Source organism: Streptomyces sp. NBC_01261, from assembly GCF_036226385.1.
In the GTDB taxonomy this organism is placed as follows: domain Bacteria; phylum Actinomycetota; class Actinomycetes; order Streptomycetales; family Streptomycetaceae; genus Streptomyces.
On the sequence record NZ_CP108463.1, the window covers coordinates 3999269 to 4013960 of the forward strand.

At 69.4% G+C, this 14692-nt stretch carries 14 protein-coding genes and 1 pseudogene; 8 read left to right on the forward strand and 7 right to left on the reverse strand.

From position 1 onward, the window contains the following. Positions 1 to 590 precede the first annotated feature (590 nt). The 3 genes from OG226_RS17120 to OG226_RS17130 all read right to left on the reverse strand — a co-directional run bounded on the left by OG226_RS17120 (position 591) and on the right by OG226_RS17130 (position 3289). Positions 591 to 2291, reverse strand: a complete 1701-nt coding sequence (locus OG226_RS17120) for an acyl-CoA mutase large subunit family protein (protein ID WP_328678979.1) — start codon at positions 2289 to 2291, stop codon at positions 591 to 593. A gap of 93 nt (positions 2292 to 2384) precedes the next feature. Then, complete coding sequence (locus tag OG226_RS17125; RefSeq protein WP_329349374.1) at positions 2385 to 2723, reverse strand: DUF3817 domain-containing protein; 339 nt, start codon at positions 2721 to 2723, stop codon at positions 2385 to 2387. A gap of 56 nt (positions 2724 to 2779) precedes the next feature. After that, positions 2780 to 3289: a MarR family winged helix-turn-helix transcriptional regulator gene (locus OG226_RS17130; RefSeq protein WP_328678981.1), complete on the reverse strand. Its 510-nt coding sequence runs from the start codon at positions 3287 to 3289 to the stop codon at positions 2780 to 2782. A gap of 188 nt (positions 3290 to 3477) precedes the next feature. Between OG226_RS17130 and OG226_RS17135 the strand changes: the two genes are divergently transcribed. Next, positions 3478 to 4470 carry a glycoside hydrolase family 6 protein gene (locus OG226_RS17135; protein WP_329349375.1) on the forward strand — a complete coding sequence of 331 codons (993 nt, stop codon included), beginning with the start codon at positions 3478 to 3480 and terminating at the stop codon, positions 4468 to 4470. A 29-nt stretch (positions 4471 to 4499) separates the two neighbouring features. Here the strand turns inward: OG226_RS17135 and OG226_RS17140 are convergent, their stop codons facing one another. Together OG226_RS17140 and OG226_RS17145 are read right to left on the reverse strand one after the other, a co-directional pair. Next, positions 4500 to 6455 (reverse strand): kelch motif-containing protein, encoded by a 1956-nt coding sequence (locus OG226_RS17140; protein ID WP_328678983.1) that lies wholly within the window; start codon positions 6453 to 6455, stop codon positions 4500 to 4502. 3 nt (positions 6456 to 6458) lie between these two features. Next, positions 6459 to 8243 (reverse strand): glycosyltransferase family 2 protein, encoded by a 1785-nt coding sequence (locus OG226_RS17145; protein ID WP_329349376.1) that lies wholly within the window; start codon positions 8241 to 8243, stop codon positions 6459 to 6461. A gap of 377 nt (positions 8244 to 8620) precedes the next feature. Here OG226_RS17145 and OG226_RS17150 point away from each other — a divergent pair. Both OG226_RS17150 and OG226_RS17155 read left to right on the forward strand, forming a co-directional pair. Next, positions 8621 to 8864: pseudogene (locus tag OG226_RS17150) on the forward strand (aminoglycoside phosphotransferase family protein); the annotation flags it as partial. A 31-nt stretch (positions 8865 to 8895) separates the two neighbouring features. Next, entirely contained in the window at positions 8896 to 9813 is a 918-nt protein-coding gene (locus OG226_RS17155; protein ID WP_329349377.1) for a hypothetical protein, read from the forward strand. A 264-nt stretch (positions 9814 to 10077) separates the two neighbouring features. Here OG226_RS17155 and OG226_RS17160 read toward each other — a convergent pair whose 3' ends face one another. Together OG226_RS17160 and OG226_RS17165 are read right to left on the reverse strand one after the other, a co-directional pair. After that, entirely contained in the window at positions 10078 to 10371 is a 294-nt protein-coding gene (locus tag OG226_RS17160; RefSeq protein WP_019060761.1) for an MTH1187 family thiamine-binding protein, read from the reverse strand. Continuing rightward, the gene (locus OG226_RS17165; RefSeq protein WP_328678986.1) at positions 10368 to 10712 is read right to left on the reverse strand and encodes a DUF3817 domain-containing protein; all 345 of its coding nucleotides are present in this window, start codon (positions 10710 to 10712) and stop codon (positions 10368 to 10370) included. The genes OG226_RS17160 and OG226_RS17165 overlap by 4 nt, the downstream gene beginning before the upstream one ends. A 121-nt stretch (positions 10713 to 10833) precedes the next feature. On the opposite strand from OG226_RS17165, the gene OG226_RS17170 reads away from it, so the two are divergent. From OG226_RS17170 to OG226_RS17190, 5 genes are all read left to right on the forward strand, one after another. Continuing rightward, entirely contained in the window at positions 10834 to 11157 is a 324-nt protein-coding gene (locus OG226_RS17170; RefSeq protein WP_328678987.1) for a DUF6191 domain-containing protein, read from the forward strand. Positions 11158 to 11917: 760 nt separating this feature from the next. Continuing rightward, a complete protein-coding gene (locus tag OG226_RS17175; protein ID WP_328686338.1) occupies positions 11918 to 12550 on the forward strand; it encodes an AIM24 family protein in 633 nt (210 codons plus the stop codon). A gap of 1 nt (position 12551) precedes the next feature. Next, the gene (locus OG226_RS17180) at positions 12552 to 13202 is read left to right on the forward strand and encodes an AIM24 family protein (protein ID WP_328678988.1); all 651 of its coding nucleotides are present in this window, start codon (positions 12552 to 12554) and stop codon (positions 13200 to 13202) included. Continuing rightward, on the forward strand, positions 13199 to 13996 hold the full coding sequence (locus tag OG226_RS17185) for an AIM24 family protein (RefSeq protein WP_328678989.1): 798 nt from the start codon (positions 13199 to 13201) through the stop codon (positions 13994 to 13996). Before OG226_RS17180 ends, OG226_RS17185 begins: the two co-directional genes overlap by 4 nt. Positions 13997 to 14089: 93 nt before the next feature. Beyond that, complete coding sequence (locus OG226_RS17190) at positions 14090 to 14566, forward strand: MarR family winged helix-turn-helix transcriptional regulator (protein WP_328678990.1); 477 nt, start codon at positions 14090 to 14092, stop codon at positions 14564 to 14566. The last annotated feature ends 126 nt before the right edge of the window (positions 14567 to 14692 follow it).

Sequence of the window (14692 nt, forward strand, 5' to 3'; positions counted from 1 at the left end):
GTCAGTGGTCGCCGACTCCCCCACGCCCGGCTTCACCCACCTCCGTAGCCACCGCGCCCGACAAGCACACCTGAGGCACTACCGCCGGCCACCAACTCCCCCCGTCTCAACTCCCCCACGGCAGCCACCGGACCCGGCACGCACATCCACAACGCTGCCGCCGGCCACCAAATCCCCCGCAGGGCTTCACCCATCTCGGCACACACGGGCCCGACAGGCACACCTGTGACGCTGTCAGTGGTCGCCGACTCCCCCACGCCCGGCTTCACTCACCTCCGCAGCCGCCGAGCCCGGCAAGCACACCTGAGGCACTACCGCCGGCCACCAACTCCCCCGCCCCGGCTTCACCCATCTCCGCACACACGGGCCCGGCACGCACACCTGCGACGCTGTCAGTGGTCGGCGACTTCCCCGCGCCCGGCTTCACCCACCTCCGTAGCCGCGGAGCCCGGCACGCACATCCGCAGCGCTGCCATCGGCCACCAAATCCCCCGCCCTCGCCTTCGCCTCGCAGCGTCATGCCCCAGGCCCGATCACCGGCGCGGATCAGGCCCCGCCGGTCTCGCCGCGGCCTGATCCGCCGGGCAGGGCTAGAAGCCTGCGGGCTCCGTGTAGACGCCCCACTCGTCCCGCAGTACCCCGCAGATCTCCCCCAGCGTCGCCTCGGCCCGCGCAGCGTCCAGCATCGGGCCGATCATGTTCGACCCGTCCCGCGCGGCTGCCAGCATCGCGCCCAGGGCCGCGCCTACGGCCGTCTCGTCCCGTGCGCCCTTGCGCGTGCCCAACTCCTGGATCTGGTCCCGCTCCACCTCGTGGCTGACGCGCAGGATCTCCAGGTCGCCGGTGACGGAGCCGTGGTGGACGTTGACGCCGACGACCCGCTTGTCGCCCTTCTCGACGGACCGCTGGTACTGGAACGCGGCCTCGGCGATCTCGCCGGTGAACCAGCCGTCCTCGATGCCGCGCAGGATGCCGGAGGTGATCGGCCCGATCGGGTGCTGCCCGTCCGGGTGGGCGCGCAGGCCCCGCTCCCTGATCTGCTCGAAGATCTTCTCGGCGTCCGCCTCGATGCGGTCGGTGAGCTGCTCGACGTACCACGAACCGCCCAGCGGATCCGCCACGTTGGCGACCCCGGTCTCCTCCATCAGCACCTGCTGCGTGCGCAGCGCGATCTCCGCGGCCTGCTCGCTCGGCAGCGCGAGGGTCTCGTCCAGGGCGTTGGTGTGCAGCGAGTTGGTCCCGCCGAGGACGGCCGCGAGCGCTTCTACGGCCGTACGCACCACGTTGTTGTACGGCTGCTGCGCGGTCAGCGAGACGCCGGCGGTCTGGGTGTGGAAGCGCAGCCACTGGGCCTTCTCGGACTTCGCGCCGTAGACGTCCCGCATCCAGCGGGCCCAAATGCGGCGCGCCGCGCGGAACTTGGCGATCTCCTCGAAGAAGTCGACGTGCGCGTCGAAGAAGAAGGACAGGCCGGGCGCGAAGACGTCCACGTCCAGGCCCCGGGACAGGCCGAGTTCGACGTACCCGAAGCCGTCCGCGAGGGTGTATGCCAGCTCCTGCGCGGCCGTGGAACCGGCCTCGCGGATGTGGTAGCCGGAGACGGACAGCGGCTTGTAGGCGGGGATGCCGGTCGCGCAGTACTCCATGAGGTCGCCGATGAGGCGCAGGTGCGGCTCGGGCTCGAAGAGCCACTCCTTCTGGGCGATGTACTCCTTGAAGATGTCCGTCTGGAGCGTGCCGTTGAGGACGGCGGGGTCGATGCCCTGCCGCTCGGCCGCGACCAGGTACATGCAGAAGACCGGGACGGCCGGCCCGCTGATGGTCATCGACGTCGTGACGTCACCGAGCGGGATGTCCTTGAAGAGGACCTCCATGTCGGCGGCGGAGTCGATCGCGACCCCGCAGTGCCCGACCTCGCCGAGCGAGCGCGGGTCGTCGGAGTCGCGGCCCATCAGGGTCGGCATGTCGAAGGCCACGGAGAGGCCTCCGCCGCCGTTGGCGAGGATCTTCTTGTACCGCTCGTTGGTCTGCTCGGCGTTCCCGAACCCGGCGAACTGCCGGATGGTCCACGTCCGCCCCCGGTAGCCCGTCGCGTACAGCCCGCGCGTGTAGGGGTACTCCCCGGGCCATCCGATCCGCTCGAAGCCGTCGTACGTGTCCCCGGGCCGGGGCCCGTACGCCGGCTCCACGGGATCGCCGGAGAGCGTGGTGAAATCTGCCTCACGCGTGCGTGCGGCGTCGAAACGGGCCTGCCAGCGTCGGCGGCCTTCTGCGATGGCGTCAGCGTCCATGCCTTCGAATTTACTAGGACGTCCTAGTAAATGTCGATGGCTGACCGCCGTACGCAACTCGTACGGCGGTGAGAGCGGCGGGAACCGTGCGGCTCAGACCTTCGCGGCGACCGGAGTCGACTCGGCGAAGTGACCCTCCAGCTCGTGGCTGATCTTCCGCTCGACGAAGAACGCGGCCGTCGGGATCGTGCCCGCGAGGAGCACCCAGAGCTGCTTGCCGACCGGCCACTTCGCCTTGGAACCCAGGTCGAAGGCGAAGAGGAGATAGACGACGTACAGCCAGCCGTGCGCGATGGCGACGACCTCGGTGAAGCTCCCGGCGCCGTCGATCTTCAGGAGGTACTTGGCGATCATGCTCAGACAGAGCAGGACCAGCAGCACACCCGTGGTGTACGCCAAAACGCGGTAGCGGGTGAACACGCTCTTTTTCATGAGGACGAGCGTAACCACCCGTTCCGGGCGATCTTTCCCCGGGTCGGCGGCCCGGGTCACTCCTCGTCGAAGTCATCCGCGGCGACCCTCAGCGGCCGCAGCATCGCGAAGATCTCCCCGCACTCCTCGGCGTCGTAGGCGCCCAGACCGAAGTCCATCCCCATCAGGTCGCGGGTCGCCGCGTCGCAGACCTCGCGGCCCTTGTCGGTGATCGAGGCGAGGGTGCCGCGGCCGTCGTTGGGGTTGGGACGCTTGGCGACGAGGCCGGACCTGACCAGGCGGTCCACGGTGTTCGTCACGGACGTGGGGTGCACCATGAGCCGCTCGCCGATCTTCGACATCGGCAGCTCGCCCGCCTTGGAGAAGGTGAGCAGCACGAGTGCCTCGTAGCGCGCGAAGGTCAGTCCGTACGGCTTGACGACCGCGTCGACCTCGGCGAGCAGGATCTGCTGCGCCCGCATGATCGAGGTGATGGCGGCCATGGACGGCACGTTTCCCCAGCGCTGTTTCCAGTGTTCGTCGGCGCGGGCGATGGGGTCGAAAGGAAGACTGAGCGGCTTTGACACGGCACCAGACCTTACCGGCCGGTCACATCGTGGTCAGCCCCGTCTCGCCCATCGGTCCCCGGGAGGTTCCGCGAGGCACTGCGGGGCCGTACCCGTGTGCCCGGTGTCGTATCGGAGCGGGCCGGGCGGCTTGTGCCAGGATTACTGACTGATTGTCACTGAATGTCCCCCTCGCGCAAGGGAGCAGCATGTCCCGGCTGATCCGCACGTTCGCGGCGCTCACGGTCCTCGGCCTCGCGGTGGGCTGTTCGTCCGCGTCCGACGTCGACGAGGCCTCCGTCGCCGGTGCCCGGTCCAAGGGGCCGATGGGCGACATGACCTTCTGGGTCGACCCGGCGAGCCCGGCGGCCGAGCAGATCCAGATGTGGGAGCGGGAGGGGCGCAAGCAGGACGCCACGCTCCTCAAGCGGATCGCCGACGAACCGACCGCGCTGTGGCCGGCCGGTGAGATCGACCCCGGCCCGGTGATCAGGGCGGCGACCGCGGCCGCGCGCCAGGAGGGTCGTACGGCGCTCTTCGTCGCGTACGACATTCCGCACCGCGACTGCGGTCAGCACTCGGCCGGCGGCGCGGGGGACGCCGACGCCTACCGGGCGTGGATCGGGAAGTTCGCCGAGGCGCTGGGCGACGCGAAGGCACTGGTCGTGCTCGAACCCGACGCCGTCGCGCACATGGCGGACGGCTGCACGCCCGGCGAATACCAGGGCGAGCGGGAGCAGTTGCTGAGCGAGGCGGTCGTCCGGCTGAAGCAGCAGAAGGGGACGAGGGTGTATCTCGACGCGGGCAACCCGGCCTGGATCAGGGACCCTGGGAAGCTCGTGGAGCCGTTGAAGCGGGCCGGGGTCGAGGAGGCCGACGGTTTCTCGCTCAACGTGTCCAACTTCCAGACGGACGCGGTGACGAAGAAGTACGGCGTCCAGCTGTCGCGGAACCTCGGCGGCAAGCACTTCGTCGTCGACACCAGCCGCAACGGCAACGGGCCGCTGGCCGGCGCCTGGTGCAATCCGCCGGGCCGCGGACTGGGCACCCGGCCGACGACCGACACCGGCGAGCAGTCCCTGGACGCCTATCTGTGGATCAAGCGGCCCGGCGCCTCGGACGGCACCTGTGAGGGCGGTCCCGACGCCGGGCAGTGGTGGCCGGAGTACGCCTTGGAGCTGGCGCGCAACTCCAAGGCGTAGCAGGGCACTTCAGGTGGCTGCGGCCAACTTCAGTTCACCTGGATCCACTTGGCCTCCGACGGCGTGCCCTGGGCGTCCGTCACGAAGAGCATGTACCAGCCGGGCGGGACCAGGGCCCGGTCGTTCGGTACGTCCACGGTCACCGACTTGCCGTCCTTGACGAGGCCGAGCTCGATGGAGCGCTGCTCGACGTCCGTCGTGTGCGTGACCGAACTCGGGCGCATCAGACGGGCCTTGACGACGCGTTCGGGGTGGTCGGTGCGGAAGGTCGCGCGGTGGTGCCGGTCCAGGGTCTCCGGACCGTCCTGCAGGACCGGCCTGTTGGTGCCGTTCTTGTGCAGCGCGGGCGGGGTGAAGATCTCCATGCGCTGCTCGAAGTGGCCCAGTTTGGTGTTGGCCTGGTCGTCGAAGAGCGGGTCGGAGCCGAACGTGACGACCCGGCCGTCGGGCAACAGCAGTGCCTCGGAGTGGTAGTTGCGGCCGACCATCGGGGCGGCGGCCTCGCGGAAGGCGTTGCCCTTCGGGTCGTAGAACTGCGCCTTGAAGATGTTGCTGGCGCTGCGGCCGCGGTAGTCCGAGGAGCCGTTGGTGGTGAAGACCGAGTCGTCCGGCATGATCACGCTGTTCAAGTACCGCGTGCCCTGCGGGAGATCGGGGCCGTCCTTGAAGACGGGGCTGTCCTGCTTGAGGTCGACGACCGCGGTGCGCGGGGTCGACTTCTTGGACTCGCCGACGCCTCCGCCGCCGAGGATCATCACCTTCTGGTCCTGGGCGGGCGGCAGGAGGAGCGAGGACGAGGTCTCGGTCTCCTCGGGGTCGCGCAGCCCGGCGACCTTGGTGAACTTGTTGGTCTTCAGGTCCCAAAGGCCGGGCTCACGGCCCTTGTCGGCGGGTCCGTAGCCGGCGTTGGAGGCCGGATAGAAGAGCTTGCCGCCCTTGGTGAGGAAGAGGGCCGGGTAGGTGGGGAAGTAGCGCTTGGGGCCCGGGGTCCACTTCTTGGTCTTCGGGTCGTAGATCTCGTTGTCGCCCTGGTCGATGACACCGACGTCGTCGAGTCCGGAGACAGCGAGGACGCGGCCGTCGTCGAGGCCGACGAGGGTCGGGTACCAACGCGCCTTCTCCATCGGGTCGACGGGGATGTACCGCTCGGCCTTGGGGTCGAACTCGTAGGCGGCGCGGATGCCTTGGTAGTCCTGCTTCTCCAGGGTGATCTTCTCGGAGAGGCCGTACGTGTTGTTCGCGTCCTTGCCCTTGAGGCCGACGATGTCGTACTGGGCCTGGTTCTCGGTGACCGACATCGGGCCCGCCTCGGCGGCCTCGACGAAGACGCGGACCTCGCTCGCGGTGACCTTGGTCTGCCAGGGCTGCATCGCACCGCGGGCGTTGTACGTCACCTTGAACTCGCGCTTGGCCTTGGGGACGGTGACGTCGAACCTGGTGACGTAGTCGACGCCGGCCGGTGAGCGGAAGCGGGTGCCCTTCTTCAGGAACATCGCCTTGTTGGGGCTCTCGTTCTTGACGCGCATACCGCCGCCGGCCCGCTTGACCTCGCCGTCGAGGAGTTCGTAGCGGGCGGTGCCGCCGGCCACCAGCAGGTTGCCGCTGGGGAGTTGGCTGTGTCCGCCGCAGAAGAAGTCGACCGGGGTCGGGATCTTCTTGAAGGTGTCGGCCTTCGGGTCCCACAGCACGGTGTCGAAGGACCCCGCGTTGAACTTCTTCTGCTCGTTTCCGGAGCCCGCCACGATCAGCACCTTGCCGGTGTGCAGCAGCGAGGCGTGGATGGCGTTGGTCCGGTACTCCTTCGGGATGTCGATCTGGTCCCAGGAGCCGTACTTGGCCATGTACTCGGGCCGCGTGATCTTGTACTCGTGGTACTGCTCGCCGGCGAAGTCGAGGGCGGCCGGGGCGTTGAGACCGGCCAGGACGGCGACGCCGCCGATGCCGAGGACGGTCTTCCTGGTTTTCTGGGACGGCTGGAAGGCCATGGTCTAGCTACCCCCTGTCGTGGTGCTGGAGACGGACTGACCGGCCCCGGTGGTCGCGAGCGCGGGCTCGGCGGTGTCGAGGGAGCGCGCGCCGCCGAGCAACGACCGGCGTTCCCGCCGCTCCTTGATCAGCGAGCCGACCCAAACCCCCAGCGGCGCAAGGGAGATGAGCATCGCGAGGACCGCCCAGGTGCGCATGGCCGCGTGGGTGTGGTCGAGGATCACCGAGGCGGCCAGCGAGGTCGCCAGGAGGATCGCCCAGAAAAGATGGATCCGGAAGGTCATCACCCGGTCCGGGCTGGCGTCACCGCCCTTGGGCGTGACGACGAACCGGCTCGGCCGACGGATGAGCGCCTCACCGAAGGACTTCAGATAGATGGGCGCGGAGAGCGCGGACATCGCCATGCCGGCCAGCCCGCCCGACCCCTCGGGTTCGTGCGGGGAGACGTTGTGCCGCCGGTTCCAGAGGTAGAGCCCGATCTGAAGCGCGGCCGCATCGCTGTAGAGCATCAGCCACACGGAGGCCGCGACCTGCGTACCGGACGCCCCGAACCACAGGAACAGGAAGCAACTCATGATGCCCAGCAGCCAGTTGACGGCCGTCATCGGGTAGTAGACGAGCATCATCGTGTACGAGAACAGCCGCCCCGGAGGCATCGTGAACGGCGCCTTCCAGTACTGCTTGATGAGCGTCTCGTACGTCCCGCGCGACCACCGCATCTGCTGCGTGAAGAAGTCGGTCCAGGAGGCCGGCCCCTCTCCGACGGCTAGCACGTCGGGCGTGTAGACGGACCGCCAGTGCGTACGGGTCAACGGGTTGCGGTGGCGGTGCAGTTCGAAGCCGGTGGCCATGTCCTCGGTGATGGAGTCGTAGAGCCCGCCGATCTGCTTGACGGCGGCCATCCGTACGACGTTGTTGGTGCCGACGAACATGGGGGCGCGGTAGCGGTTCCCGGCGCGCTGGATCAGCGCGTGGAAGAGGAACTGCTGCGACTCGGCGGCCTTGGTGACGGGGTTGTGGTAGTTCCCGTACACCTGCGGTCCCACGACGAAGGCGATGTCCGGGTCGCGGAAGTAACCCATCATCCGCTCAAGGAAGTTGGGGAGCGGCACGTGGTCGGTGTCGACGGAGGCGAAGAACTCGTAGTCGCCGCCGTGCATGGCGATCCAGGCGTTGTAGTTCCCGTGCTTCGTACGGGCCTTGTGGACACCCTTGGGGCGGTTCCACTCGGGAACTCCGTGCCGCGTGAAGTGCCGTACGCCCAACTCGGCGCACAGGGCCCTGGCCTGCTCGTCGTCACCCTCGTCGAGGAGCCAGACGTCGACCGGCCCGGTGTGGGTCACCTTGACCGCGCCTTCGAGAGTCGCGCGGACCATGGAGAGGGGTTCCTTGCCCGGGACGTACGTCGTGAGGAAGGCGACGCGGGTGCCGGGGGCGGGGACGACGGGGATCGGGTCGCGGGCGACCAGCGTGGCGTGGGCGACGGAGGCGACGTTGACGACCATGAACAGCTCGATGAGCCCGATGGCTATCAGCATCGTGACGTCGAGCCCGACCATCCACTCCTGACCGCCCTCGCGCTCGACCCAGTGGGAGGGCCAGACGAGATAGACGAGCAGGGCGGCGGTGAGCACCGGGGCGAGGCTCATCAGGAGGACAGCGCGTATTCGGTGGGGCTCGCGCGAGAGGAGCGAGGTGTACTGCACCTGGTACGACGCACCGGACGGCTCGGTGAGCGGTCCGGCCAGTCGGCTGTAGGTGTCGTAGTCGTAGCCCTCCGGCCGCACAGCGCCCTCCAATGATTGAGGAGTGATCGAAGCCCGGGGAGCGAGGAACCGTGGAGTCCGAGTGAAGACCGTGGAACCGAAGATCGACCGGGCCGATACCCACACACAAGTGGAGATATGAGGGCGTGTCGAACTGGGTGCGTCCAGGTGGGTGGGGAGTTGACTCCGGCGGCGGAACGGGGGCCTCCGGCGGTTGGGCGGGGTGTGGGGGCGGGAGGTGGAGCGGGGTGTGGGAGGTGGAGCGGGGTGTGGGGGTGGCTCGGGGGGGCGGGAGGTGGAGCAGGGTGTGGAAGCGGCGGGGGGGGGAGGTGGTGCGGGGTGCGGGGTGCGGGGTGCGGGGTGCGGGGTGCGGGGTGCGGGGTGCGGGGTGCGGGGTGCGGGTGGCGCGGGCGTATCGGAGTGCCGGGGGGGCGTGCCGTCGTACAGGGTCTGCGGTCGTTCTCGATGCTTTTCGCCACCGCGCTGAACTACGTACGGGTGCAGGCCGAGTGCGCGATCGATCCGGCGGTGACGGCCGCGCAGAGGGAGTTCGCGAGCGGGCAGGTCGTCGCGGCGCTGGGGCAGTTGCCGGATCTCGGGGCCGTCTCCCGGCTGATCGTGGCACTGGAGCGGGTGTGGTGACCGACTGCGGGGCTGTGGTGGGGAGTTAGGGGTGACGGTTCTGGTGTCGGTGTGGGGAGCGGCTTCCGGGGTCGGCAAGTCGACGCTGTGCGCGGGCCTGTCCCGGGCGGTCGCCGGGGCGGGGCTGCGGGTGGATCACTTCCGTGAGGAGGAGATCCTGAGCCGGTCTCAATTCGCTGCGGTGGCTGGGGAGTTCGGGGCGACTGGAGCGGTCGGTCTGGAGAGGCTGGTCGCGGCGACGGGGCGGTTTGTCGCTTCTGTTCTGGCGGGCGGCGACGATGTGGTGATCGCGGATGCGCTGATGCCGTTCGTGCCGACGGTGCTGGCGATGGGGCACGGCGAGGAAGCGATCGACGCGTTCATGGCCGACCTCACGCGCGCGCTGGCGCCGGTCCGAACGGTCGTGGTCTTCCTGGACGGGGACGCCGGGGCCGCACTGTCCCGGGCGGCGGAGCGGGAGGAGCCGGGGCGGCTGGGCTGGTACGTCGGCAAGCTCGCCGCGTTCGCGGTGAGCCCGCCGGTGTCTGACCTCGCGTCGGCGGTGGCCTACCTGCGGCGCGAGCGGGCGGTGACGCTCGGCGCGGTGCGGCGGCAGAGGTGGGGGCTCCTCGTGGTGGGGCGGGCGGATGGGCTGACGCCGGGTGAGGTGTTGGGGGCGGTGGGGCAAGGCATCAGGCCCTGGCTCCACCGGCTGCCCTGCCCTCGGGGACGCCTGACCTGCGGTGACGCGCCTGCGGCGCGAGCGCGCGGTGGCCCGAGGGGGGCTTGGCGTGGTGGGACGGGCGAATGGGCTGACGCCGGGCGCGGTGCTGGGGGCGGTGAGGCAGGCCTCAAGCCCTGGCTCCCCCGGCTGACCTCACCTCGGGGACGACGCCGGGTCAACGGCGATGCAACTGCGGTGCGAGCGGGCGACCCGAGGGAGGCTCGGCATGGTGGACGGAGCCGATGAGCCGACTCCGGGTGAGGTGCTGGGGACGGTGGGGCAGAGCCCCGAACCACGGCTCCCCTGACTGACCCCACCTCGGGGACGACGCCGGGTCAACGGCGATGCAACTGCGGTGCGAGCGGGCGACCCGAGGGGGGCTCGGCATGGTGGACGGAGCCGATGAGCCGGCTCCGGGTGAGGTGCTGGGGACGGTGGGGCAGGGCCCCGAACCCCGGCTCCCCTGACTCCCCCGCTCGCGTGACCCGCCCCCGCCGGACGGCGCCCCCGCTACTCCGCCAGATGCCGTTCGACGGTCTCCACCTTGGAGGTGAGGCCGTCCGTCACGCCGGGGCGGATGTCTGCCTTGAGGACGACGGAGACGCGTGGGGCGCGGGCCTCGACGGCGGCGACGGCGCGCTTGACCACGTCCATCACCTCGTCCCACTCGCCCTCGATGGACGTGAACATCGCGTCGGTGCGGTTGGGCAGGCCGGACTCGCGGACCACGCGGACGGCGTCGGCGACGTACTCCCCCACGTCCTCGCCGACGCCGAGGGGCGTCACTGAGAAGGCGACGATCATGCGTTCACGACCCCTTCCTGGCGGGCGCGGGAGGCGATGACCGCGTTCTCGGCCTCGTGCTTGAGCTTGCGCTCGGCGAAGAAACCGCCGGTGGGCAGTACGGAGAGGACGAAGTAGAAGGCGGCGGTCTTGGCACCCCACTTCGTGCGGTTCCAGGCGTCGGCCCAGAAGAGGACGTAGAGGATGAAGAGGACACCGTGGACCATGCCCATGACGGGCACCGCGTTGAAGTCCGTGGTCCGCTTCAGCACCGAGCAGACGAGCAGGAGGAGGAAGGACACGGCCTCGGGGGCCGACACCAGGCGGAGGCGGCGGAGGGCGGTGGCGGTCTTGATGTCCACGGGTCACCTTCGGTGAGGGAGACGTCCACAGTTTGTGAACGCGAGCACAAACGTTCACCCATTGTGGCAAACGGCTGAGTGAGCCGAGACTGGGGGTCCGCAGCCGACCCCGGGAGTGCCCGTGCAGTTCGTTTTCTTCATGACGCTGCCCGGGCTGGTGGTCCTGCTGACCGCCCTCGCGTTCCTCGACCAGCTGCTCCTGAAGATGGGCCGCGCCGGAATGCTCCCCTGGCGGAACTCCGGGCGGCAGGGCCAGATATCCGCGACCGGGTTCGAGCAACTGCACGCGAGCCTGTCCCCGGGCAAGCAGACCGAGCTGAAGGAACGCCAGAGCGCGCTGGTCATGCGGGACGACGAGGAGGACGGGGCACCGCCGTGGTCGACCGTCGACCTGCGCGCGGGCACGGCCGTCATCCGGCTGAACAGGTCCCGCGACACGGCGTAGCGCCGGGCGACGACCTCCTACCACGGCCCGGCGGCAGGCGGGAGCATCGCGCGACGGCACGCCTTGGGCACCCCCTGGGGCCACCCCGCAGCGCGCCCTGAGGACACCCCGGGTCCGCCCCTAAAACGCGCCCCAGGTCCGTCCCGGGGTCCCTCCACGACAAGACTTGGGCACACCCCGAGCACGCGCCCACGCCTGTACAAATCACAGCTCGCCCCGCAACAACACCTCCTGGGCCGACGTCAGATCCGCGACGCAGCAAGGTCGCAGGCCCGGCCCGGGGTCCGCCCCGCGACCTGCCCCAGGCCCCCGCTCGCGACAAACCACAACCCACTCCGGGGCCACCCCACACCCCCCCCACACACACAACACCCGCGCCCTGGTCCCCGCAACAGACTTCGGCCCCGCCTTGCACCCACCCTCACGACACACCCCCCGGGCCACCCCTTCCACCCCTGCCAGCCCGCCAGCCCGCCAGCCCGCCAGCCCGCCAGCCCGCCAGCCCGCCAGCCCGCCAGCCCGCCGCAAGTCTTGGACACGCCCCGGGTGCGCCCCTGCAACAAGCCCCAAGCCCGGCCCGAATCCACCCCGCGACCCGCCCCCTGGACCCAGGCTCACCCTGGGCCTGCTCCGCGACACACCCCGACTCGCCCCCAACACACCCCCGCCCAGCCATGCCCTAGGGGCCAGGTCAGGGTCGTTCTCCACCCGTGGGCCCTGTCCTCGACCGCGTCCCTGCGGTTACCTTCGCAGCGTGGCGATGTTTCGGCTCCAGGGCAGCAAGGTGCTCGCCGTCGACATGACCGGGGACGCCGTGAAGGCGAAGAACGGCTCGATGGTCGCGTACGACGGGCAGATGGCCTTCAAGAAGATGACCGGCGGCGGTGAGGGCATCCGGGGGATGGTGACCCGGCGGCTCACCGGTGAGCAGATGACGGTGATGGAGGTGAGGGGGCAGGGGACGTGCTGGTTCGCGGACCGGGCCTCCGAGATCAACCTCGTGAGTCTCCAGGGGGACAAGCTGTACGTGGAGTCGAGCAACCTGCTCGTGACCGACGCGGGGCTGCGGACGGGGACCACGTTCACCGGCCTGCGCGGCGCCTCGCAGGGCAACGGGCTGTTCACGACGACCGTCGAGGGCCACGGCCAGGCGGCGATCATGTCGGACGGTCCGGCGGTGGTGCTGCGGGTCAGCCGGCAGTACCCGCTGACCGTCGACCCCGGCGCGTACATCGCGCACCAGGGGAACCTCCAGCAGTCCTTCCAGTCCGGTGTGACCTTCCGCACGTTCTTCGGGGAGGGCGGCGGCGAGGCCTTCCAGATCCGCTTCGAGGGCGACGGACTCGTCTACGTCCAGCCCAGCGAGCGGAACACGATCGCGGGGGACGTGTGACATGACGTTCACCGAGATCAACTCGAAGATGATCCAGGCCACGGTCATGCCGGGCCAGCGGCTGTTCAGTCAGCGCGGCGCGATGCTCGCCTACAAGGGCGACGTCTCCTTCACCCCCAACATCCAGGGCGGCCAGGGCGGCGTCATGTCGATGCTCGGGCGCCGGGTGGCGAACGAGGCGACCCCCCTGATGACCGTCGAGGGCAGCGGCACCGTGATGTTCGGTCACGGCGGCCACCACATCCAGATCATCAACCTCACCGGCGACACCCTCTACGTGGAGGCCGACCGCCTCCTCGCCTTCGAGGGCACCCTCCGGCAGGGCACGATGTTCATGGGCTCCCAGGGCGGCGTCATGGGCATGGTCCGCGGCCAGGTCACCGGCCAGGGCCTGTTCACGACCACCCTCCAGGGACAGGGCTCGGTCGCCGTGATGGCCCACGGCGGCGTCTTCGAGGTCCCGATCACCCCAGGGCGCCCGGTCCATGTCGACCCGCAGGCCTACGTCGCCCACCACGGCGACGTACGCAACAAGCTGTCCGCGGCGCTCGGTTGGCGCGACATGGTGGGCCGGGGCTCCGGCGAGGCGTTCCAGCTGGAGCTGAGCGGCAGCGGCGCGGTGTACGTCCAGGCGTCGGAGGAGAAGCTGTGAGCCAGTACGCGGGGTCCGGCCCCACGATCTACGACCCGATGACCCTCCCGGTCGACGACAACGTCAACAAGTACACCTTCTGCGTGGAGCTCAAGGGGAGCCAGTGGTTCCTGCAGAAGGGCAAGATGATCGCCTACTACGGCTCGATGGAGTTCAACGGCATCGGGCACGGGCGACTCGACCGACTTGTCCGTACGTCCTTCCATTCGCCTCTGCACGCGAGCGACTGGGTCGTGGCGGACGGCTCGGGCAAGATGCTGCTCGCCGACCGGGCCTTCGACGTCAACGCGTACGACCTCGAAGACGCCAACATGACCATTCGCTCGGGCAACCTGCTCGCTTTTCAGCCAAGTCTCGCTCTCAAGCAGTCGATTGTTCCCGGCTTTCTGACACTCATCGGAACGGGCAAGATCGTGGCCGCGTCGAGCGGCCCGGTGGTGTTCATGGAACCCCCGATCCGGGTGGACCCGCAGGCCCTCGTCGGCTGGGCCGACTGCCCCTCCCCCTGCCATCACTACGACCACGCGTACATGACCGGCCTGATGGGCGGTCTACGTGCGATGACGGGTATCGGCGGGGCCTCCGGGGAGGAGCACCAGTTCGAGTTCGTCGGGGCGGGCACGGTGCTGCTCCAGTCGTCGGAGAACCTGATGCCCGAGCAGGCCACAGGGGTTGTGCCACACGAGCCGGGGGTACCGGGTGGGGGCGGGGTCCCCACAGGCCCTTCACAGCAGGCGGGGGCACCGCGCCTTCCCGGACAGCTGGGGGACCTCCAGCGTCGCTTCGGTCTGTGAGCGGTAGTCTGCGGAGTGTGACGTCGAACGTGTGCGCGCCGTCACGCCACCCCTCACTAGTTCGCCTTTCAACATTTTAGGTAGACTTCATTCATGGAGACCGAGACGGCCACGCGCTGGCTGACCGAAGAGGAGCAGTGCGCCTGGCGCACCCACCTGGAGGTCAACAGGCTGCTGACGTACCAACTGGAGAAGGATCTGCAGCCGTTCGGCCTGACGATGAACGACTACGAGATTCTGGTGAATCTCTCCGAGGCGGAGGGCGTACGACTGCGGATGAGCGACCTCGCGGCCGCCACGCTCCAGTCCAAGAGCCGCCTCTCGCACCAGATCACCCGGATGGAGAACGCGGACCTGGTCCGCCGGGAGAACTGCGAGTCGGACCGCCGGGGCCTGTACGCGGTGCTGACCGACCACGGCCTGGAGACGATGAAGAAGGTCGCGCCCCACCATGTCGCCTCCGTACGCCGCCACTTCATCGACCTCGCCACCCCCGAGGGTCTGTCCGACCTCAGCAAGACCCTGAAGCCGATCGCGGAACATCTGCGGGGCCAGCGGGGACGTCCCTGACGCCGTGAGCGGGCCGTCTGGGGGCTCCGCCCCCAGACGGCCGTCGGCCCTGAAGGGCCTCGTCCTCAGACTCCCCCGGAGGGGGGACCCCCAACGGGCTGGATATTGCCGGCCCGTGTTCGAGAG